This window comes from Actinacidiphila polyblastidii, assembly GCF_036353415.1.
GTDB classification, from domain to species: Bacteria; Actinomycetota; Actinomycetes; order Streptomycetales; family Streptomycetaceae; genus Actinacidiphila; species Actinacidiphila polyblastidii.
This window is the reverse complement of the sequence record NZ_JAZEWV010000002.1, coordinates 1-17,892: the sequence shown is the minus strand read 5'-3', so window position 1 is coordinate 17,892 and position 17,892 is coordinate 1. Positions and strand designations below refer to the sequence as shown.

Annotated in this window: 33 protein-coding genes; all 33 read right to left on the bottom strand. The window is 72.1% G+C overall.

The window, feature by feature from the left end; genetic code table 11:
• Positions 1-4 precede the first annotated feature (4 nt).
• Complete coding sequence (locus tag V2S66_RS03215) at positions 5-1,279, bottom strand: PBSX family phage terminase large subunit (RefSeq protein WP_330792871.1); 1,275 nt, start codon at positions 1,277-1,279, stop codon at positions 5-7.
• On the bottom strand, positions 1,263-1,802 hold the full coding sequence (locus V2S66_RS03210; RefSeq protein ID WP_330792870.1) for a helix-turn-helix domain-containing protein: 540 nt from the start codon (positions 1,800-1,802) through the stop codon (positions 1,263-1,265). Before V2S66_RS03210 ends, V2S66_RS03215 begins: the two co-directional genes overlap by 17 nt.
• A 33-nt stretch (positions 1,803-1,835) precedes the next feature.
• Positions 1,836-2,165: a hypothetical protein gene (locus V2S66_RS03205; protein WP_330792869.1), complete on the bottom strand. Its 330-nt coding sequence runs from the start codon at positions 2,163-2,165 to the stop codon at positions 1,836-1,838.
• A gap of 149 nt (positions 2,166-2,314) precedes the next feature.
• Positions 2,315-2,536: a hypothetical protein gene (locus V2S66_RS03200; RefSeq protein ID WP_330792868.1), complete on the bottom strand. Its 222-nt coding sequence runs from the start codon at positions 2,534-2,536 to the stop codon at positions 2,315-2,317.
• 57 nt (positions 2,537-2,593) lie between these two features.
• Positions 2,594-3,340 carry a hypothetical protein gene (locus V2S66_RS03195; protein ID WP_330792867.1) on the bottom strand — a complete coding sequence of 249 codons (747 nt, stop codon included), beginning with the start codon at positions 3,338-3,340 and terminating at the stop codon, positions 2,594-2,596.
• Between the two features lie 100 nt (positions 3,341-3,440).
• A complete protein-coding gene (locus V2S66_RS03190; RefSeq protein WP_330792866.1) occupies positions 3,441-3,761 on the bottom strand; it encodes a hypothetical protein in 321 nt (106 codons plus the stop codon).
• A gap of 13 nt (positions 3,762-3,774) precedes the next feature.
• Positions 3,775-4,188 carry a hypothetical protein gene (locus tag V2S66_RS03185; protein WP_330792865.1) on the bottom strand — a complete coding sequence of 138 codons (414 nt, stop codon included), beginning with the start codon at positions 4,186-4,188 and terminating at the stop codon, positions 3,775-3,777.
• A 2-nt stretch (positions 4,189-4,190) separates the two neighbouring features.
• On the bottom strand, positions 4,191-4,868 hold the full coding sequence (locus V2S66_RS03180; protein WP_330792864.1) for a hypothetical protein: 678 nt from the start codon (positions 4,866-4,868) through the stop codon (positions 4,191-4,193).
• Positions 4,869-4,872: 4 nt separating this feature from the next.
• On the bottom strand, positions 4,873-5,070 hold the full coding sequence (locus V2S66_RS03175; protein ID WP_330792863.1) for a hypothetical protein: 198 nt from the start codon (positions 5,068-5,070) through the stop codon (positions 4,873-4,875).
• A 3-nt stretch (positions 5,071-5,073) separates the two neighbouring features.
• Positions 5,074-5,544, bottom strand: coding sequence for a hypothetical protein (locus V2S66_RS03170; RefSeq protein ID WP_330792862.1), 471 nt, complete (start codon positions 5,542-5,544; stop codon positions 5,074-5,076).
• Between the two features lie 112 nt (positions 5,545-5,656).
• On the bottom strand, positions 5,657-7,186 hold the full coding sequence (locus V2S66_RS03165; protein WP_330792861.1) for a hypothetical protein: 1,530 nt from the start codon (positions 7,184-7,186) through the stop codon (positions 5,657-5,659).
• A complete protein-coding gene (locus V2S66_RS03160; protein WP_330792860.1) occupies positions 7,183-7,476 on the bottom strand; it encodes a hypothetical protein in 294 nt (97 codons plus the stop codon). The genes V2S66_RS03165 and V2S66_RS03160 overlap by 4 nt, the downstream gene beginning before the upstream one ends.
• Positions 7,473-8,012: a hypothetical protein gene (locus V2S66_RS03155; protein ID WP_330792859.1), complete on the bottom strand. Its 540-nt coding sequence runs from the start codon at positions 8,010-8,012 to the stop codon at positions 7,473-7,475. Before V2S66_RS03155 ends, V2S66_RS03160 begins: the two co-directional genes overlap by 4 nt.
• A 190-nt stretch (positions 8,013-8,202) precedes the next feature.
• The gene (locus V2S66_RS03150) at positions 8,203-8,346 is read right to left on the bottom strand and encodes a hypothetical protein (RefSeq protein WP_330792858.1); all 144 of its coding nucleotides are present in this window, start codon (positions 8,344-8,346) and stop codon (positions 8,203-8,205) included.
• 13 nt (positions 8,347-8,359) lie between these two features.
• Positions 8,360-8,590 carry a hypothetical protein gene (locus V2S66_RS03145; RefSeq protein WP_330792856.1) on the bottom strand — a complete coding sequence of 77 codons (231 nt, stop codon included), beginning with the start codon at positions 8,588-8,590 and terminating at the stop codon, positions 8,360-8,362.
• Positions 8,590-9,438: a hypothetical protein gene (locus tag V2S66_RS03140; RefSeq protein WP_330792855.1), complete on the bottom strand. Its 849-nt coding sequence runs from the start codon at positions 9,436-9,438 to the stop codon at positions 8,590-8,592. Before V2S66_RS03140 ends, V2S66_RS03145 begins: the two co-directional genes overlap by 1 nt.
• A gap of 84 nt (positions 9,439-9,522) precedes the next feature.
• Positions 9,523-9,972, bottom strand: coding sequence for a hypothetical protein (locus tag V2S66_RS03135; protein WP_330792854.1), 450 nt, complete (start codon positions 9,970-9,972; stop codon positions 9,523-9,525).
• Between the two features lie 39 nt (positions 9,973-10,011).
• The gene (locus V2S66_RS03130; RefSeq protein ID WP_330792853.1) at positions 10,012-10,455 is read right to left on the bottom strand and encodes a hypothetical protein; all 444 of its coding nucleotides are present in this window, start codon (positions 10,453-10,455) and stop codon (positions 10,012-10,014) included.
• Positions 10,452-10,643 carry a hypothetical protein gene (locus V2S66_RS03125; protein ID WP_330792852.1) on the bottom strand — a complete coding sequence of 64 codons (192 nt, stop codon included), beginning with the start codon at positions 10,641-10,643 and terminating at the stop codon, positions 10,452-10,454. Before V2S66_RS03125 ends, V2S66_RS03130 begins: the two co-directional genes overlap by 4 nt.
• Positions 10,640-10,885, bottom strand: coding sequence for a hypothetical protein (locus V2S66_RS03120; protein WP_330792851.1), 246 nt, complete (start codon positions 10,883-10,885; stop codon positions 10,640-10,642). Before V2S66_RS03120 ends, V2S66_RS03125 begins: the two co-directional genes overlap by 4 nt.
• Positions 10,882-11,313, bottom strand: coding sequence for a WhiB family transcriptional regulator (locus V2S66_RS03115; protein ID WP_330792850.1), 432 nt, complete (start codon positions 11,311-11,313; stop codon positions 10,882-10,884). Before V2S66_RS03115 ends, V2S66_RS03120 begins: the two co-directional genes overlap by 4 nt.
• Positions 11,313-11,867 carry a hypothetical protein gene (locus V2S66_RS03110; RefSeq protein ID WP_330792849.1) on the bottom strand — a complete coding sequence of 185 codons (555 nt, stop codon included), beginning with the start codon at positions 11,865-11,867 and terminating at the stop codon, positions 11,313-11,315. The genes V2S66_RS03115 and V2S66_RS03110 overlap by 1 nt, the downstream gene beginning before the upstream one ends.
• Positions 11,864-12,379, bottom strand: a complete 516-nt coding sequence (locus tag V2S66_RS03105; protein WP_330792848.1) for a Holliday junction endonuclease — start codon at positions 12,377-12,379, stop codon at positions 11,864-11,866. The genes V2S66_RS03110 and V2S66_RS03105 overlap by 4 nt, the downstream gene beginning before the upstream one ends.
• Entirely contained in the window at positions 12,376-12,615 is a 240-nt protein-coding gene (locus V2S66_RS03100) for a hypothetical protein (protein ID WP_330792847.1), read from the bottom strand. The genes V2S66_RS03105 and V2S66_RS03100 overlap by 4 nt, the downstream gene beginning before the upstream one ends.
• The gene (locus V2S66_RS03095) at positions 12,612-12,905 is read right to left on the bottom strand and encodes a hypothetical protein (protein ID WP_330792846.1); all 294 of its coding nucleotides are present in this window, start codon (positions 12,903-12,905) and stop codon (positions 12,612-12,614) included. Before V2S66_RS03095 ends, V2S66_RS03100 begins: the two co-directional genes overlap by 4 nt.
• On the bottom strand, positions 12,902-13,720 hold the full coding sequence (locus V2S66_RS03090) for an exonuclease domain-containing protein (RefSeq protein ID WP_330792845.1): 819 nt from the start codon (positions 13,718-13,720) through the stop codon (positions 12,902-12,904). The genes V2S66_RS03095 and V2S66_RS03090 overlap by 4 nt, the downstream gene beginning before the upstream one ends.
• Positions 13,717-14,754: a hypothetical protein gene (locus V2S66_RS03085; protein WP_330792844.1), complete on the bottom strand. Its 1,038-nt coding sequence runs from the start codon at positions 14,752-14,754 to the stop codon at positions 13,717-13,719. Before V2S66_RS03085 ends, V2S66_RS03090 begins: the two co-directional genes overlap by 4 nt.
• Complete coding sequence (locus V2S66_RS03080; RefSeq protein WP_330792843.1) at positions 14,751-15,620, bottom strand: PD-(D/E)XK nuclease-like domain-containing protein; 870 nt, start codon at positions 15,618-15,620, stop codon at positions 14,751-14,753. The genes V2S66_RS03085 and V2S66_RS03080 overlap by 4 nt, the downstream gene beginning before the upstream one ends.
• Entirely contained in the window at positions 15,617-15,979 is a 363-nt protein-coding gene (locus V2S66_RS03075) for a hypothetical protein (protein WP_330792842.1), read from the bottom strand. Before V2S66_RS03075 ends, V2S66_RS03080 begins: the two co-directional genes overlap by 4 nt.
• Positions 15,976-16,395, bottom strand: a complete 420-nt coding sequence (locus V2S66_RS03070) for a hypothetical protein (protein ID WP_330792841.1) — start codon at positions 16,393-16,395, stop codon at positions 15,976-15,978. The genes V2S66_RS03075 and V2S66_RS03070 overlap by 4 nt, the downstream gene beginning before the upstream one ends.
• Entirely contained in the window at positions 16,392-17,177 is a 786-nt protein-coding gene (locus V2S66_RS03065; protein WP_330792840.1) for a hypothetical protein, read from the bottom strand. Before V2S66_RS03065 ends, V2S66_RS03070 begins: the two co-directional genes overlap by 4 nt.
• Positions 17,174-17,584, bottom strand: coding sequence for a hypothetical protein (locus V2S66_RS03060; RefSeq protein ID WP_330792839.1), 411 nt, complete (start codon positions 17,582-17,584; stop codon positions 17,174-17,176). The genes V2S66_RS03065 and V2S66_RS03060 overlap by 4 nt, the downstream gene beginning before the upstream one ends.
• Positions 17,581-17,892, bottom strand: a 312-nt coding sequence (locus tag V2S66_RS03055; RefSeq protein WP_330792838.1) for a hypothetical protein, incomplete at its 5' end; no start/stop codon positions are given. The genes V2S66_RS03060 and V2S66_RS03055, both read right to left, overlap by 4 nt.

Genomic DNA, 17,892 nt, shown 5'->3' with positions numbered 1-17,892 from the left:
CGGCTCAGGCCGCCTTGTCGAGGTCGGTGCGCAGCAGCTGCCGCCACTCGTGCGCCGTGGAGTGCAGCACGTACCGGCCACCGTCGCAGGAGTGGTCGTTCGCCTTGACGGGCTTGTCCTCGCCCTTGGCAGCCGCCTTCTCGTCCCAGGCGTAGCCAGCGATCTCGTCGATCAGCCCAGTGCAGGAACGGTGGACGGAGAGGATCCCGGAGCCGAGCGCGGTGCCGAAGGAGCGGATCCCGTCCAAGACGTCGTTCTGGGCTCGGGCGACGCCGGGGTGACCGTCGGACCACAACTGTGTGATGAACGACGCTGCGCTGGGGTCGACGAACGTCCACTCGGGCTCGACGCCCTGGCTGTCGCGGTGCCGGTACGTCGCCAGCCAGTTCCGGAGAGCCGCGCTGTACTGGGCGTCGGTGAGCTGGCGTTGGGCACGCCGGGAGTCGTGCCGGTACTCCGACGCCAGGTACAGCCTGTTGTCGACGCCGTACCCCAGCAAGAGTGCCGCGAAGGGGTTCGCTGTGCCGTAGTCCACGCCTACGCCCATCCAGCGGTGCATGGACGGCAGGACGTCGACGACGTGCCGGTCCGGGTCCCACATGTCGTAGACGACGCCCTCGGCCAGGCACCACTCGCCGAGGATGAACCGCCGGTACCACAGGCCGGTGTACGTGGCCTTGACCGAGGCGACGTACTCGGCGTCGAGGAACGGGTTGTCGTCGAGGACGAAGTGCCAGCTGCGGAGCCGGGTCTCGGTCGGCCGGAGCAGGTAGTCCTTGCGGAACCAGTGCGCGGGCGCGCCGGGGTTGGTCGTGCCGAAGATCTTCGCGCCGGGGACGCTGCACCGTGCGACCAGTTGGTCGAAGAACGCCTGCGGCAGCGTGGTGATCTCGTCGCAGTACGCCCCGGCGCAGGTCATGCCGCGCACTTTCGGTTCGGCCTGGGCGTCGTTCGCGCCGATGACGTGGACGGTCCGGCCGAGGATCGTCGCGGTCGGCGCGCCGTTGGTGTAATGCACGAGGCGTGCGAGCGGGCCGAAGATCGCCGGGTTGGTGAGCACCGCGAAGATGTTCCGGCTCAGGGAGTCACGGGTCTTGCCGACCATGACGAGTTCGCCGCCGCGGGGTGCGGTGGCCACGTACATGAGCCAGCGCAACAGCGAGGCGACGGTCTTCCCGGATCGCACACTTCCTTCCCAGGCGTTGATCCGGCCGTCGGCTTCGACGACCGAGATCAGCTGCTTGCGGGAGAGCGGGAGGGCGTCAAGGAGTGCGCTCACTGCCGGCCTCCTCGCCGGCCTCTTCCTGCTTGGCCTGGTCGTAGGCGACCTTCAGGCCGACCATGAGCTGGCCGAGCATCGACTTGGCCTCGTCCTCAGCCGCGGTCTCTTCGCTGGGGACCAGCTTGAGCGAGCGGTCGATCGCCATGCCGGCCGCGGACATCAGCGACTTCTTCGCGTCGGCCGGCGGCTCGTCGACCGGGCGCTTCTCGAAGGTGTTGTCCTTGCCGCCGAAGTTGAAGACGAAGGCGGGCTCCCACATCTGCTCGGTGAGCCTCTCGGCGTCCTCCTGGAGCGCTTCGGCGAGGTCCATCCGTCGGGCGGCGAGCTGCGCCTTGCGGACACGGGTGGCGGCGTCGGTCATCTCGGCGTTGTCGAAGACCAGGCCCATCTTCGAGGCCTGGACGGAGACGGTGCGGGTGCCGCGGCCGATCGCGCGGGCGATCTCGTTGCGGCCGAGGCCTTGGGCGTGGAGGTCGCGGATCTGCTCGCGCTCGTCGTCGGTGACCAGGTTCGCCGGCATGGTCACCTCCTCGCCCGAGCAGTGGTGCAGAGGTCAGGTACGGGGCAGCGAGACCCAGTGCCCCTCGCCGTCGCCCTCGGTGCGGCTGGTTGCCCAGTAGGTGTCGGTGCCGTCGAGGTGGACTTGCAGGTTCGCGGCGTGGCCGTCGAAGGTCTGGACGATCATGGCGGCGCAGATGGCGCCGGCCCGGGCGTGGTTGCCGACGTGGGCGACGTGGCCGGTCGCGCCGCGGTGCCCGGGGTCGGGGGTGCCGGCCAGCGTCTGGCCGAAGGCGGTGAAGTCGCTGCGGCGCTTGTTGATCGCGTCGGCGTCGGCGGCGGTGAGCGTGTAGTGGACGATGCGGCCGATGGTCGGCGCGGGCATGGTGGCCTCCTGGTGGCCGGCGGCGGGATGGGTGGCTGGTGCCCGGGCATGACGAAGCCCCCGGCCGCGGTCGGCTCGGGGGCTTCGGTGTCGTCAGGGTCCGGGCACGCCGGACGTGGGGCCAGGATGCGACACAAGATCAGCCGCCGTCAAGCGGACGGCTGCTCCGGATCGACGAACGTGTAGAGCTGGTAGTCCTTCTCGCCCCGCCGCACGGCGTGCCCGGTGCGCTCGTACTTCTCGGCCAAGCTGTCGATGGGGATTCCGCTGGCGGGGTCGCAGGGGACGAACGTCATGGCGACAGCGGCGGGGCCATCGAAGGACTGCGCGAGTCCGTCTCGGTTCCCACCCCTGAAAAGTATGTCGGTCATGCAGGTACTTATACCCCCCAGGTATGACACTTGCGGCCGTGATGGACGCGGGCCAGGTCAGGCCACGCTCGGGCTGACGAGCTGCCACTCCTGCCGGCACGCGAAGCACACCACGATCGGTGCCTCGCCGTCGCCGCTCGCCATGCCCAGCGTGCCGCCGCACAGCGGGCACGGCCGGTTCACCACTTGTGCCTGCCGGACCCCGTCGAGGGCCCGCTGCACAGCCGCAGCAGCAGCCGCAGCCCCCGTCGCGATCCGCTGCACCTGCAAGCTGGTCGGCCGCAGGAACGGGCCCGGGCGCTCCTCCGCGCGGGCCGCGAGCCACACCGCGGCGAACGGCGCGGTCCGGTACTGCCGGTACCGCCAACGCCGCGGGTCTGCGGCGTCCTCGGCGACCAGCTTGTCCCGCATTTTGCGGTCGGCGGGCAGCCAGTTCGACGGGGCTTTCGCCATGACGGGGCGCTGGATCTCCTGGGCGATGGTGTCGGCGAGGTACACGAGGTCGTGCTCGACGGTGCGGATCACGTCGAGGACCTGTAGGCGGATCGGTGCGGGGCTCTCGCCGAGGGTGAAGCGGGAGTCGGCGCGTTCGGCGAGGCGGCGGCCGGCGCGGAGGTGCGCGGCGGCTTCGGCGATCTCGTCGGCGGTGGCTTCGGCCTTCTTCAGGCCGGCGAGGTAGTCGGTCATGCGGGCTGCGGGGGGCCAGGGTGCGCCGTGGCGGGTGTCGAGCATGTCCGTGAGGTGTTCCCAGGAGTCGATCACGTACTGCAGGTGGATCGCGGCGAGTTCGGCGGTGGCGGTCATCTCGGCCTCTTTGTGCTGGTGGGCGGTATGGTGATCGCACCGCGTGAGGGCGTCCCCGGTGTGCTGCCAGGCCAGGGGGACGCCCTCCGTCGCGTCTAGGTCAGAGCTGCTCGATGACCGTTGCGTCCGCAAGGTGGCGGGCCAGGTCACGGAACGCGCGGCCCCGTGTCCAGCCATGGCCGCACTGGGGTGACATCGGGTGCTCGGCGAGGTAGCCGTTGAAGTAGTTCCGCAGGGCGCGCCAGTTGCGGGCGCGGGCCTGGCTGAGCGGGTAGCGGAGGCTGCTGCGGAAGCGCAGTCGGGCCTGCTTACGGTCGGGGGTGTGGATGAAGTGCTGTAGGTCGTGTAGGAGACCGACGGAGTAGACCTCGGTCTGGGATGCGACGCCCTCGGTCTCGCCGGCTGTGAGCGGTTCCGTCATGGTTGCCTCCGGGTTAGATGTGTCGGAACGTGATGTGGGTCAGCTCTTCGCGGGCTTCGGCGATGGTCTTCCGGCCGTTGGCGAGGTCGCCGATCAGGCCGGCCGCGTGGTACTCGCCTGCGTCGGTGGCGTCGGCGAGGCTGCTGGCGATCTCGGAGATCAGCGCGAGGACGTCGCTGTCCGAGTCGCTCGGCTGGTCCGGCTCGCCGTCGTCCCAGGTGATGCCGTGCTTGGCGAAGGCGCGGACGATCGCCGGGTCGTCGAGGAACTGCTGGAGGCTGTCCAGCTCGGTGTCCCAGTCCTCCCCCTGGAGGTGGCCGATGAGGTCGCCGAGGACCTGCTCCTTCTCCTGGTCGGACGCGCCGGCCTTGATGAGGGCGCGGGCCATCGGGTCGAAGAAGGTGATGCCTGCGCTGCCGAATCCCATGATCAGTTCTCCCCTGTCGTGGTCGTGGTGACGGCGGCTTCGCAGCGGCCGGCGTAGGTGTGTCCCTCGTCGCACTCAGAGCCGCAGCGCTGCGCGAGGTCGGCGGTGAGCGCTGCGATCCGCTCGTACTTGGCCTCGGTGGTGTGGCCGTCCCACAGGGCCCGCTGGTCTCCGGAGCCGGCGGGGACGTACTCGACGTGGTCGAACAGCTCGACGTCGCGGGGCGCGATGTGCCAGGACATCTGCCCGCCGGTGACGGGGTTGAGGTAGAGGATCTGCCAGCCGGGCTCGGCGGTGTCGGGTGCGAGGGTGCGGACGGCGGGGTGGAGCGCGGCGAGCCAGGCGAGGAGGTGGGCGCGCTCGCGGTACGCGCCGTCCCGCTCGGCTTCGGCACGCTCACGGGCTCCCTGGGTGGACTGCTCAAGGTCGAGCCAGACGACGTACGTGCGGCCGCCGTGCCCGTGGACGTGTTCGGCGTCGGCGAGGGCGGCCCAGTGGACGACGGAGGGACGGTCACCGCGCCAGCGGATGGTGACGGTGCCGTCGGGCCACTCGATGCCGTCGGCGATGCGGCCGGTGCCGGAGACGCCGGTGGTGTCGTGTGCGCGGTGGAGGTAGAAGCGGCGGGGGTTCTGCTTGGCAGGCGGGACTGCTTCGGTGTCGGCCGTGGTGGTGGGCATGGGGTCAGTCCTTCCGGTTGCGGCGGGCGTTGCGGGCGATGCGCCGGCGGGTGGCGCGGTTGGGCTGGGGCGGGTCGCTCCAGCCGACGGGGCTCTCGTCGCCGTCCTCGGGCACGACGGCCTCGTACAGGCGGAGCTCCGTCTCCCAGGTGGGGCCGGGCCGGCCGGGGCGCTCACCGCGGGGACTGCTGCTGACGGTCATCGGTCAGTCCTCCGTGTCGTCGGCCCAGCGCTTTCCGAGGGCGCTGACGTGCTGCTCGTGCGCGCCGTCGACGATGCAGCGGTCGACGGGCCCGCCGTCGAGCGGCATGAGACCGGCCGGGCAGGCGGGTGGCGGGTCATCGTCGGCGGGATCCCAGGTGGCGTCAGGGTTGCGGTCGGTGGTGGCCCAGACGTTCGTGGGACAGGGCCATTGCTCGCCGCACTCGACGCAATCGCCGGTGGTGCCGCCGTGGGCGTCGATGTGCTTGACGTGGGCTTCGGCGATGCGGTCGAGGCGAGCGGCTGCGGCGTCGCGCTGCTCGCCTGCTTCGCGCATGAGCTGGATGGCACGGACGGCGATGCCCGCGGTGGTGTTGTCGTTGGCTTCGATGGCTGCGGTGAGGCGGTGGAGGTCGGCGGTGAGCTGTTCGAGGCCGGGGATCTCGACGCTGACGGTGGACTTACTGGCGGCCATGATCACTTCTCCTTGATCGTTGTGGTGGTGGGGTTCGGCCGGGTGTGGGCCAGGTTGTGTGTGATCACGGCGAAGGCGAAGAAGAAGGCGAGGCTCACGCAGATGGCGCGCATCACGGCTCCTGGTCGACGTGGACGCAGCCGCGGGTGCGCCACTCGCCGTCCTCGGCGTGGCAGGCCGGTGTCGTCTCGTGGCGCTCGTACCAGGCGTGGGTGCGGGCGAGCTGCTCCATGTGGACGGTGCAGGCGAGGCCGGCCGGGAAGGTCGGGTCGGTGTCCGCGCCGCGGGTCCAGCGGATGTGCCAGGCGGCGGGCTCGCCGCAGGGGATGCCGTCTGTCGACGGGAGGTTGGTGCCGCAGGTGGGCGTGGTGGTGGGGATCATGCGGCCGGTGAGCGGCGGCGTGGCCATGACCGGCGCCGGCGGGGCTTCCTCGACGAGGCCGACCCCTCCGAGGAGTTGGGCGATCTTCGGGAGGTGGTGGCTGGTGAGGCAGTCGCCGTCTCCGCACATGATCGCTTCGGCGACTGCGTCTCGGAGGCGCGCGACGTGGGCTACGTCGTGGTGGCCGACCGCGGATTCGTCCACCTGCTGCGGGCCGCTGACCGGCTGCTCCTTCGCGGTGTGGACGACGCGCGTCGCGGGCGGCGGATTTCCGGCCAGTGCTGCGGCCAGGTCCTCCAGGAGGTGTCGTACGTCGGGGGCGGTGAGGTAGCGGCCGGCGCGCATGCGGACCATGCCGACCAGTTCCAGGCTGTTGCTCATGCCGATGACGTGTGCTGCGGCGTCGAGGCGCTGCTCGGGCGTACAGCGGTTCCAGCGCCAGATCCACTGGGCGGGCGTGGGCATGGTGGACTCGTCGGTGTACGGCTGCTCGCCTTCGTGGAGCGCGGCCAGGTCCTCGAGTTCGGACGCCAGCTCGGCGAGCGCGACGTCGGCGAGGTCTTGCTCCGTCAGCCCAACTTCGGTGCCGCGTAGCTGGCGGCCGGCGTAGTCGACGAGCGCCGGGCGCGTCCGGGTCCGGAGCGCGGTGCGGAGGGCGGTTGCGACGCGGTTCCGGAGGTCGTCCGGATCGTCTCCGGGCTGATCGGCGGGCTGTTGCCCGGAGGCGTCCGGATCTGCCTGGACGGTCTCCGGAGAGGTTCCGGAAGCGTCCGGATCGGAGGAGGCGTGGACGAGCTCACGCTGCCCGCCCGCGGATTCGTCCAGCAGCAGCGCGGCGTTGGCCTGCGGCTCGACGGAGGACTGGAAGACGAGGCCGGCCTGCCGGGCGCACTGCGCGCCGCGCAGCCACTCCCGGACCGCTGCGGTCGTCGGCTGCTGGCCCTCGCGGTCGGCGATGTCACAGCACTCCTCGACGAACGTCAGCGCGTCCCGGGCCAGGTACAGCTCACGGCCCAGGTCGTCGGCGAGGTCGCGCGCCTCCTCGGCGGTGAGATCGTCGACGGCCGGTTCGCGCCGCTCTGCCACGAAGAGCAGGACGCCGCGACCGATCAGCCATGCGGCGCCGCCGGCCGCGATGCCCGCCAGCACCCACATGGTCGGCCGGGGCCAGATGGCGAGGCCGACCACCGTGGCGCAGCCGGCCGCCGTCAGCAGCCACGCCCGCGGCCGCGACCGCCACCGGTCCGGACGCGCGCTCACTGCCCACCCCCGGCGAGGATCGCGTCCGCCAGCGCGACCGCGGCCGGATCGGCGCCGACCATCCTCGCGTCATACGCGGCCGAGACCAGCAGCGCGGCCAACTTACTGCCGACGCCCGGGTGCATGAGGGCGGCGTACTCGCCGAGCGGCGCGGCGAGCTGGGCTCGGGCCACACGCGGGTAGTCGGAGAAGTAGGCGTGCTGGATCTCGGCGTCAGCGGCCGCGGCGGCCTTGTGAAGGTGGGTGGCGGCAGCCTGTAGGCGCGCGGCCGGCGTACGGCTGTCGTTCACAGCGTCACCTCGCCGTCCACCACGACGGCCGGCCGCACGACGCGCCGGAACCCGGCCCGCCACGCCTCGCAGTCGCAGAACACCCGCTTCTCCGGGTGATCGCGGCAGCCACGGTGATACCGCTCGACCGCGGCGACCTGCTCGGGATGCGCGGGCCGGGCGAGGCCGACACTGCCGGTGACGCTCCCGGGGGCACCGTTCCACGTGTCCCGCACGTCGTACCCGCGCCGCTCCAGTTCGGCGGCGAGCGCGGCCAACTCCCCGGGCTCCAGCGGGTTCGCGGGCTCCCTGGTCGTGGGGTTGACGTCGACCCACTCGACCTTGGTCACGCCGACCACCACCACGGGCAGGTCGTGGACGCCAACGGGGATGAACCGGTAGGTGCGGTTGTTGCCGGCGGCGAGCTGCTCGCCGTGGTGCTGGGCGTGCGCGTCGTCGGGCTGGCCGGTCTCGTACAGCCAGCGGAGGCCTGCGGTGAGGACATCGGCGGCGCTATGGCGCGCGGTCTGGTCCGGAACCGGGTCTGCGTGGGTCATGGTGATCTCTCTTTGGGGTCGTGGTGGGGTTGTGCGGGCGGCTGGCGGGCGGTCTTTGGCGTGTGTGGGTGGTCGGGTCCTTCGGATGGCTGTGCGGGGCTTACGCGGGCGCGTAGGCGATCAATGGGGTTCGGGTGGGGTGGGGTTCGGCGGGCGGGCGCGGGCGGGTGTCGAGCTGGCGGCGGTGTGGTCAGCGGGTGGCGGGCTTCTGGCGGGAGCCGGGGCAGGTGGTGCCGGTGCGGGTGCCGTCGGCGGTGTGGTGGCGGATGAGGCCGTCGGCGCGGAGGGCGTAGGGGCGGTGGCAGTGGGGGCAGGTTCCGGCGGGTCCGGGCATCGGGGTCTCCTGGTCAGGTGGTGGGTGGCTTGGTGAGGGCGCATCCGCAGTCGGGGTGGCAGATCGCGGAGGTGGGTGGCTGGGTGCCGGCGGGCCAGGCACCGGGGCGGTGGTGGGGGCCGAAAGTGCGGTCGTCGGCGGCGGACGGCGTGGTGCGGGTCGGTCGGATGAGGCCGCGGAGGTAGGAGCTCAGGTCCTTGTCGCGGCGAAGGGCGGTGATGTCGTCGGTGGTGGGGTCGGTCATCACGCGGCTCCTGCGGCGGCGTTCTTCGCGCAGTGGGCGTGGATGTCGGGCCGGCCGGGGCGGTGGATCATGCGCTCGTGGCAGACGGAGCACCGGCCGGTCGTGAAGTCGGCGGCGTCGGCGTCGGCGGGCGGCTCGTCGGCCGGCTCGTCGTCGCGGGGTGGTTCGTCCTGGGGGATCTCTTCGTCCGCCCAGGGCCCATCCACCTGAGGTTGAGAGACAACCTCAGCCCCGCCGTGGGAAACCCCATGGGTACTACCTGGGTTGTACGGGGGGCGGTCCCCCGTTCCAAACGGGGGGCGGTCCCCCGAACCCATACGGGGGGCGGTCCCCCGTTCTTCTTCGTCCGGATCGGCCTCAAGAACGGGGGACGGTCCCCCGTTCTCTGGGGTGGAAAGTTCGGGGGTCCGCCCCCCGTTCTCGTCGGTCTGCCACGGGGCTGCCTGACGGCCCGTCCGGGTCCGCTTCGACTCCTGAATCGAGTGGACCGCGGCGTCCCAGTCGGGGGCCGGGTGGACGACGAGGCCGTACAGCGCGCGGTGCCCGCGGCGTCGCTCTCCTTCGACGCTGAGGACCCCGGCGCGCAGTGCGGCCTCGACGTACCGGCGGACGTCCTTCTCGTCGGCCTTGCAGGCGGCCGCGATGTCCTTGATGCGGATGACCACGCCGTCGCGGAACCTGAGCTTCCCCGCGGGGTCAGCGGCCGCGCTGGCGGCGTACAGCAGCGTGACGAACCCCGATGGCAGGCCCTTGGGCATGTCGGGTGCCCAGCGCCAGAACAGCGCGTTGCGGAAGGCGTTGGGGACGCTTCCCGCGGCGCGGTCTGGGGCCTGCTCGGTGTCGTTCACGTGGCTTCTCTCCGGCGGTGCAGTCGGGGTGGTGGGGCGGTTCGGGGCCCGCGGCGGGAGTCGTCGCCGCGGGCCGGTCCGGGGTCAGCGGAGCTTCGCGGCGCGCTCCAGCTCCCGGGCACGGGCGGCCTTGGCCTCCTCGTGCCGCTGGAACTCCTCCTCGGACGGGTAGCCGGCGAAGTCCGCGGAGAGGATGGCGGTGACGCCCTGGGGGCCCTGGCCGACCTCGTCGAGCGTTCCGTCCATGCGGCGGCGCCGGTACATCGCGCGGCCGGCCTCGCCCAGGGAGGCGGCCTCGTCCTCGTCGCGGGCGACCTCGGCGTGGATGATGCGGAGCTTGACCTGCGGGTCCTTGCCTTCGGTCTCGGCGTGGCCGGTGTAGGCGGTGGACTGGAGCTGGACGATGGCGAACGCGATCTTGCCGGGGTTCTCGAACAGCTCGCGCTTCTGCGCGGCGGTGAGGGCGACGTCGACGAACTCGGCGGCGCTGTCGAGCTTGGCGGTGACGCGGGCGTGCTTGGTGAGCTTGGGCATGTGCGCTGTCCTTCCGGTGGCTGGTGCGAGGGCTGCGGGTCAGAGGGAGTCGGCGATGGCCTGGCCGAGGCCTTCGACGAGGCCGCGGCGGGCCGTCTCGTCGAGGTCGGGGGCGAAGGCGAAGTGGATGCGCGCGATCTGCGTCGAGGCGGAGCCGACCTTGAGGACGTGGCCGGTGGGGTCCAGGCCGTCGGCACCGAGGTTGACGGCCCACTCGGAGAGGTCGGCCGCGCCGCTGATGAGCGCGTGGACCTTCTCCCGCGCGGTGTCGAAGTCCTTGTATTCGTCGTCCGGCGTGGGCGCGACGAGTAGCTCGTTCCAGGTCTGGCGCGAGCAGGTGTCGGTGTCGGTGGAGGGGACGACGGTGTCCGCCATCTGCTCGCTGACGCTGAGGGAATCGACGTGCTCGGCCCAGGCGGCCAGCTGGCGTGCGGCCTCGTGGCGGAGATCGGCGTCGGTGTACGGCTGGTCGGTACTGGTCACGGGGTGTCGTGGTCCTCTCGGATAGTTGGCGTGGGCAGCTGATCGAGGGCGTCGCCGATCTGGTCGGCGAGGGCGCGGCGGCGGGCGGCGAGGTCGGGCGCGCGGGTCTGGCAGGTGTCGGCGGCGTCGAGGAGCGCGTCGACTAGCTCGGCGATGTCGTTGGCGGCGGGCAGGAGGAGGCGGATCACAGCTGGTCTCCGCGGTACTGGGCGATGGCCTCGGCGTACTGCTTGGTGAGCGCGTCCTCGGCGCAGACCTTGTGGGCCGGGGAGCGGTGGCTGTCCCGCAGCGGGGTGGGCAGACCGCAGTACCGGCACGGCTGCTCGTCCCACCCCCAGTGCGACGAGGAGCACCAGTTGAGGATCTGGCCGGGGTGGAATTCCGGGACGCGCGGGCGCGGGCGCCGTCGGGCGGGCGCGGTCCTGGTCACCGGCTCACCTGCTTGGTGGAGGCGCTCCGCTCGGCGCGGGCCGCTGCGTTATGCGCGAGGCGGCACCCGTCGTCAATGGGCTCCCCCTTGCGGACGTGCCGGTTGTAGGCGGACTCCGACGGGCACGGCGCCGGGGGACGGCCGCGGCGCGTCGAGCGCCCCGTCTTGCGCTCCGCAGCGAGCTGCACGCGCTCCTTCGCGGTGAGGCCGCCGTAGATCCCGAACCGCCAGTCCTCGGACGCGTCGCCCTCCACGGCGAGCGCCTCGTCGAGGCACTGCTCGCGGACGGGGCAGCCCTGGCAGACTGCTCTGGCGTCGGCGAGGAACCGCTCGTTGAAGAACGTCTCCTTGTCGCGGCTTCCGCACGCGGCACGCAGTGCCCACGCGTCGCTGCGCTGGAGGGTGTCGGGCGCGTGGTGGCCGGCCATCAGCAGCTCACCTGCTCCCGCTGCTTCCGGTGGTGGTTACAGGCACCGCAGTACGCGCCGCCGGTCGGCGAGTAGCGGCCGTGTTCGGCCTGGTCGTGGCCGTGGGCGCAGCGCTCCGGCCGCTGCTGGCCGCCGGTGAGGTAGCGCAGCTGCTCGCGTGCCTTCTGCCGGCCGGGGTCGTCCTCGACGTGCGCGGGGGCGACGCAGTGGTGGTGGCCGCATTCGGCGATGGCGTAGCCGACCGGGTTGCGGCCGGTGCGGATGCGGAAGGCGATCGCCGTCGCGGTGTAGGAGACCTCTCGGTAGTGCATGACGGGGGTGCCGGACTTGCCGACGTGCTCGCCGAGCCATTCGAGGTGGCCGCCGTCGAGGGGGCGGGTGCGCGCGGCCCACTTCTCTTCCAGGGTGAGCGGCTGGCGGACGGCGTTGGGGAGACCCAACTCCCGGCGGATGCGCGCGGCACGGGCTTTGTCGCAGTGCAGTTCGCGGGCGATGGCGCTGTTGGAGCTGCCCTGCTGGATGAGGGTGACGATCTCGGTGCGGCTGGCGATCACACGATCACCTGCTCAGGCCAGATCACCTTGTCGAGCCGGTCTCGCTGCGCCTGCGGCAGCGTGAACTCCGGAATTCCCAGGCGGTCCAAGCCGGCGTGTCGGAGCCACCAGGCGTCGCACTGGTTGTCGTCGCCGAACTCGCGGCCGCCCCGCTTCAGCGCGGCGATCGCCATCGCGGTCTTGTCCGCGTTGCCCTTGCCGGTCGCGTACGCCTTGAGCGTGGCCGGGCTGACCGGTACGTAGACGAAGCCCTCCTCCAGGAGGAGCGAGCGGACCGCACCGTGGACGAAGCCGATCGCCTTGGCCGCGTTAGCCATCAGCCTTGCTGGCATGTCCTCCAGGACGATCAGCGCGTCGCTGCCCTTGACGGACTGCCAGATGGCGTCACGGATGTAGAGCAGCCGACGGTCTCCGTCGCCCTTGGGCTTGATCGTGATCGTGGTGCCGTCCGGGAGCGCGACGCCGGAGGCGGTCATGGACAGGTCGAGTCCGATTGCGTTTGTCGTGGTCATGAATCACCTGCGGGGATGTGGGTGCCGCAGCTGCACGTCGCGGTGCCGTCCGGGTGCGGGACGACCGCGCGCGTGCGCAGCTCGGCGGGGCAGTATCGGAACGCCGTCGGCACCAAGCCGGCAGCGGGGGCCGTGCGGCCCGATCGTGACCAGGGCCAGACCCGGCACACCAAGACCAGCGCGGGGCCGCCCAGGCCGAACGACGCGCCGAGCAGCGCGGTGAACTCGCGGGTCATCGCGTCACCGCCGCGTAGACGCCGGGGGTGCCGGTGTCGATCGGGTCGGGTGCCGGCCGGAGCCGGTCGCGGACGCGGGACAGGGCGAGGTAGGCGAGGACCTGGCGGCGCACCAGCTCACTGGCGAGCAGCAGCTGCGCGTTGCGCCGCCGGATGATCGCCGCCCGGGCGCGGGACTCGCGGCCGAGGACGATGTGCTTGCGGCTGAGGTCAGCGAGCTGCTCCTCAAGGAGCGCGAGCCGCCGCTCGGTCAGCTCCTGCTCGGTGGGCGTGGCGGTGGTGTGCTTCACGGCGCGGTCACCGCCTCCGGCACGGGGCGCAGCGGCCACGTTCCGTCGATCACCGCGGTGGCGTCGTAGTTGTCGCCTGCCTTCGCCGGGTTCCTCAGCCACGCCTGGTACGACTCCGCGTCCGCGGCCGCCCACTCGACCTGCCGCTCATGCAGCTCGGCCAGCGACAGGCCCGCGAGGTGGTTGTGGCGGCTGACGCGCAGGACCCGGACCCACGGCGGGCGCTGGCCGCGCGGCAGGTGGGCGATGCGGCCCATGTGCCAGGCGACACGGCCGGACATCAGCGCGTCGTAGGCGGCGCCGTGCGCGGCGTCCTCGTCCCAGCCGAGGCCGTACGTCTCGGCGGTGGTCCGCATCTGGTACGGGCCCTGCGTCTCGGAGATCCGCCGCCGGAAGGGCGCGGTCCACCGGTCGAGGACCATCGTGTCGATGACGAACGGGCGCCCGCCGAGCGCGGTCCACAGGTCGACGCCGAGGTGCCGGCGGGCCTCGCGGTCGCTGATCGTCAGGTCATAGACGATGTTGTGCCCGACGAGCGGCACCCCGGACTCGACCGCGGCGGACAGCGCCGCGAGGACCTCGACGAGGACGTCCTTCGCGTGGCGGCCGTGCGCGCGGGCGTGCTCGGTGGTGATGCCGTGCACCGCGGTTGCCTCAGCCGGGATGTCGATGCCGGGGTCGGCGAGCCACTCGGTGGTGTCGGCGCGGCCGTCGGCCATGGCGATGGCGGCGGCGGACACGATGCGGTCGGTCTCGACGTCGACGCCGGTGGTCTCGGTGTCGAACGCCAGCATCGGGTGCAGGTGCCAGCTCACCGGGCACCACCCCGGTTCTGCGCCGCGAACTCGTTGGCCAGTTCCTGGGTGAGCGCCCTGATCTGCGCGGGCGACGCGTCGTCCAGCGGGCCGCCGGTGACGCCGTAGCAGCGCGCCTCCAGGTCCGAGGGGCTCATGCCGAGCGAGGTGGCGATGTCCTGGAGGGTCCACTCGTGCGGCGCGGACACATCGTCAGCAGGCGCGGCCGGTGGCCGGCTGGCGGCCGGGGCCGTGCCAGCCTGCACGATCTCGTCGGCGGTCACCCGCGCCTGCGGGAACGCCTCGTCGATCGTGACCTCGCGGCGGTCGATGGAGCGGAACAGGATCTGCAGCTCGGTGACGTCGTGCTCGGTCCACTTGCTCGACGGCCGACCGAGCTTCGTCTCGATCCGGTCGACGTGGACGCCGATGCCCTCGAAGACCTGCACCGCCTTTGCGATGCGCTGCGGCAGCGGCACGCCACCGCCGTCCTTGAGGGTGTTGCGGCAGGTGTCGACGGCCTCGTCGACGAACCAGCCCGGCAGCACGGCGAAGATCTGCTCGCGAACCCTGCGGGCACCGTTGTTGGCGTTGGACTCGTAGATGTCCCGCATGTCGGTGAGCTTCTTGGTGCCGTTCCTGGTGTCGCGGCGGTGCGGCACGATGAACGTCGAGGACACGCGGGCGTTGGTCTGCACGTCCCAGGCGAACGCCTGCATCTCCGACTCGCCGTACTCGTCGTCACGACGCATCTCGATTAGCCCGTACTGCACGTTCCCCCAGCAGCGCGCCAACTCCCGGGCGAGTTGCACCGTCGGGCCGGACACCGTGCCGTCGGACCGCGGGAAGGAGTAGAACGCCCGCTCCGCCAGCGCCTTGCGGCGGCAGACCTGCTGCATCTCCGCGATCGCCGAGGTGATGTTGCGGGGGCACTGCTGCGCGACCACGATCGCGGCCTGCACCTCGGCGACCGCGCGGGACTGCTCCACCGCGGTGCCCTGGCCGACCCGGGCCGGGGCGCCGCTGGGCACCAGATGCTCGATGGACTGGGTCACAGATACTCCTCGGAGTCGGCCCGCTCGACGTACGGGGGCAGGGAGAGGTAGGCGATGTCGTCGCCGTAGGCGGGCCAGCGGCCGGTGCGCTGGCACTCGGCGTAGATCTCGATGGCGCGGCGGTTGCGGGCGGCACCGAGACGGCGGCTCGCGGCGTCCACCTCGAAGACCGTGACGACGAACGGCGCGGTTTTCTCCTGGCAGACGAAGACGAACGCGGCTGCCTCGTCGGCGAGGTCGAGGGCGCGGGCACCGGCGCGGTACCAGTCGTCCTGCTGGTGGTAGCCGTACTTGGCGACGGCCCGGGCCAGTGCTTCGGGCTCGGCGGAGGCGCAGGTCTTGTAGTCGGGGATGATCAGACGGCCGGGGCCGGGGTCGGGGAGCCAGTCCAGTCGGGCGCGCCGCATGACGCCGGTGCGGCGGTCGCGCCAGATCAGGGTCTGCTCGGGCCGGCCGCGGTCGGGGTCGAACAGGGCCCGGGCAACGGGGTGTTCGCGCAGCGCCGCGGCCATGGCCTTGATGCGCTGCTGCTCCTCGATGAGGACTGGGACGGCACCGCGCTCGCGGGCCTCGGCGCGCTGCTGCTGGGCTGGCTTGGTGCGCCAGTCCGGGGCGTCGACGACGACGATCTCCGGGCCTTCGCCGAGCACGTGCATGTGCGCGGCCTGTCCGAAGTCGAAGGCGGCGCGGGCGGCCTGGCCGTGGTCCTGCTCCCAGCGGAACTTCGCGGGGCAGGAGGGGGCAAGGAGTTTGCGCGCTCCGCTGGACGACAGGGAGCCGCCGGGGACGGGGTCGGCGTGGTACTCCTCGGCGGTCATCTGGTAGATGCCGCCGGGGAGCTGGCGGGGGTCAGCAGTAGTGGTCACCAGGCACGCTCCTTGACGCAGGTCGCGCAGCGGCTCCGGTACGGCGTGCCATCGAACGGGCCGGTGGTGCTGCCGCAGCGGGCGCAGTGCGGGCTGTACGTGTAGTAGCGGCGCGCGGCCTCTTCGTGGATGGCGAGGTGGCCCCCTGTGTGGAGGGTGCGCAGGTGGCGGCGGATGACGGAGCGCAGCATGTGCGTGGGGACGGTCTTGGCGTAGAGGGCCTTGACGCGGCCGACGGTCCACTCGCCCTGCTCGGTGCGGATCGCGTCGAGGAGAAGCTGGAGGGACTGGACGCGCCGGCGGAGTGGCTGGCCGCCGGCCGGGGCGGCGTGCGCCCCGGCCGTGGTCGTAGTGCTCATTCGGTGGTGCTCGCCTTCCCGTAGCGGCCGCCGTGGCGGCGGGTGACGTGCCGGTGCAGCTCGCCCTCGGCTGATCCGTCGTCGACGGGGCAGGCGCGGTGGGGCTCGGCGCTGCGCTCTGCGGCGGAGCCGGTCTGGTGCGCGGTGGGCTCGGGCAGGGTGTAGTAGCGGCGGTAATCACCTCCGTGGGCGACGAGGTGCCCAGCCGCGCACAGCTCCCGCAGGTCCACGCGGATCGTGGAGCGGTAGACGTGCGAGGGCAGGACGAGCGCGTACAGGGACTGGACGCGGCCGGTGGTCCAGCGGCCGCCGGTCCGGCGGATCGCGTCGAGGAGGATCAGGCGGCGGCCGGTGATCTGCCGGGGCCGTGGCCGGGGCAGGCGCCGGGCCATGACGGCGGGGGTAGGGACGCTCACCGGGCCTCACCTCCATCGGCCATACCGACGAAGGTCTGCACGTCCCAGTCGTCCTCGCCGTACGAGTACGACTCCCATTCGCCCTGGTGGAGCCGCCACCCGAGGGCGGTGCGCTCACCGGTTCCCGGGTGGGTGGTGACGGTGTCGCAGCGGAACCTCCACGCGGACTTGGCGTCGGTGTACGTGCGGGCGGGCTGGAAGAAGTCCGGCGAGTGCTCGGCGCACAGCCAGTTCCCTGCGCGGCCGTTCTGTGTCCAACCGCGCTCCAGCGCCCTCGCCCGCCGCTCTCCGTTCGGGCAGCGCGGCTTCGGCGAGCAGCAGATGACCCAGTCCTCGGCGTCGGCCGGCGTCTCGGCGGGGCTGCCGTCCTCGTATCCGCCGACTTCCCACCGCTCCTGGTCGCGGTTCCACACCACAGCCCAGGCGGTGTGGTCGGTGAGGATGCCCTCCATGTCGATGCCGACCGGCATCCCGGCTGCGTTGCAGGCGTTGAGGGCGTCGGCGATGGCGACCCAGTGCTCGCGCTCGGTGCGCGGCACGAACGGCTCAGCGGCCTGGGTGGACTCGCCGACGGGCGCCTGGGTGGCGTCGTCGGTGTCCTTCCCGTGCCGGAGCAACACCGCGCCGCCCTCGGCCACCACGTGTGCCTGCATCGCGTACACCTGGAGTGATCGGTTGACCGTGTCGGTCTCGCTGTCGCCGATGATGTCCGCGGCTTCCCGCAGGGCCGTCGACGACGCTGGGGTGAGGAGCACCGTCAGGCGCTCGAAGGGCTCGCTCACGCAGACCACCGCCGGTCCCGCTGCTGCCGGACGCCGCGCGGCGTCGTGTACTTCACCCAGTCCGGCTGCGGCTGCGGCGCGGTCGGCGCGTCGACCGGCGCGGCTGGCAGCGCCGCCCATGCCTCCTCCGCCAGCTGCCCGACGTCGGAGGGAGTCAGGTCCATCACGGCCTGGCCCATGCCGGCCAGGTCCTCGATGTCGTCAAGCAGCAGAGCGATCTCCCCGGCCGACACGCCGCGCTTCTTCGCGTCGACGAGGGCGTCCAAGGCGTTCTGCAGCTCGTTGTCCTCACCGTCGGCGAGGGCCGCGGCGAGCATGGTGAGGCTGTCGCGGCGGATCTGGTCGGCACGCAACTGCGGGCGGCGGCCGAGCGCGCCGGGCGTGATGCCCAAGTTGAGGTTCGTCATCGCTGCCCCTCGGTGTCTGCGGCGAACTCGGCCTCGGCGGCGGCGTCGAGCGCGGCCTCGTCGGCCTGGTCCATCTCGCGCAGCTCGGATGCGCCGGGGCCGTCGTGGTCCTCGGCGGCGAGCTGCGCGTCGACGATCCGCGCGTCGGAGTAGTGGTCGATGAGGATCTCGGTCAGCGGGTTGCTGGCGTCGCTCTGCGGCGCGGTCCGGCCGACGGCGGCCAGTAGCTCCCGCAGGTGCTCCAGCTCGCCCGGGTACTGCTCGACGGGCTTGCGGGTCTCCGGCGGCAGGCCGTTGACGGCGGCGTA

Bases quoted from the DNA above. Each gene is read 5' to 3' on its own strand.
- V2S66_RS03060 (WP_330792839.1), bottom strand. From the start codon at position 17,584: ATGACGAACCTCAACTTGGGCATCACGCCCGGCGCGCTCGGCCGCCGC.
- V2S66_RS03155 (WP_330792859.1), bottom strand. From the start codon at position 8,012: ATGACCCACGCAGACCCGGTTCCGGACCAGACCGCGCGCCATAGCGCC.
- V2S66_RS03135 (WP_330792854.1), bottom strand. From the start codon at position 9,972: ATGCCCAAGCTCACCAAGCACGCCCGCGTCACCGCCAAGCTCGACAGC.
- V2S66_RS03205 (WP_330792869.1), bottom strand. From the start codon at position 2,165: ATGCCCGCGCCGACCATCGGCCGCATCGTCCACTACACGCTCACCGCC.
- V2S66_RS03175 (WP_330792863.1), bottom strand. From the start codon at position 5,070: ATGACCGTCAGCAGCAGTCCCCGCGGTGAGCGCCCCGGCCGGCCCGGC.
- V2S66_RS03145 (WP_330792856.1), bottom strand. From the start codon at position 8,590: ATGACCGACCCCACCACCGACGACATCACCGCCCTTCGCCGCGACAAG.
- V2S66_RS03150 (WP_330792858.1), bottom strand. From the start codon at position 8,346: ATGCCCGGACCCGCCGGAACCTGCCCCCACTGCCACCGCCCCTACGCC.
- V2S66_RS03075 (WP_330792842.1), bottom strand. From the start codon at position 15,979: ATGAGCACTACGACCACGGCCGGGGCGCACGCCGCCCCGGCCGGCGGC.
- V2S66_RS03105 (WP_330792848.1), bottom strand. From the start codon at position 12,379: ATGACCACGACAAACGCAATCGGACTCGACCTGTCCATGACCGCCTCC.
- V2S66_RS03200 (WP_330792868.1), bottom strand. From the start codon at position 2,536: ATGACCGACATACTTTTCAGGGGTGGGAACCGAGACGGACTCGCGCAG.
- V2S66_RS03210 (WP_330792870.1), bottom strand. From the start codon at position 1,802: ATGCCGGCGAACCTGGTCACCGACGACGAGCGCGAGCAGATCCGCGAC.
- V2S66_RS03170 (WP_330792862.1), bottom strand. From the start codon at position 5,544: ATGGCCGCCAGTAAGTCCACCGTCAGCGTCGAGATCCCCGGCCTCGAA.
- V2S66_RS03185 (WP_330792865.1), bottom strand. From the start codon at position 4,188: ATGGGATTCGGCAGCGCAGGCATCACCTTCTTCGACCCGATGGCCCGC.
- V2S66_RS03190 (WP_330792866.1), bottom strand. From the start codon at position 3,761: ATGACGGAACCGCTCACAGCCGGCGAGACCGAGGGCGTCGCATCCCAG.
- V2S66_RS03100 (WP_330792847.1), bottom strand. From the start codon at position 12,615: ATGACCCGCGAGTTCACCGCGCTGCTCGGCGCGTCGTTCGGCCTGGGC.
- V2S66_RS03195 (WP_330792867.1), bottom strand. From the start codon at position 3,340: ATGACCGCCACCGCCGAACTCGCCGCGATCCACCTGCAGTACGTGATC.
- V2S66_RS03180 (WP_330792864.1), bottom strand. From the start codon at position 4,868: ATGCCCACCACCACGGCCGACACCGAAGCAGTCCCGCCTGCCAAGCAG.
- V2S66_RS03115 (WP_330792850.1), bottom strand. From the start codon at position 11,313: ATGGCCGGCCACCACGCGCCCGACACCCTCCAGCGCAGCGACGCGTGG.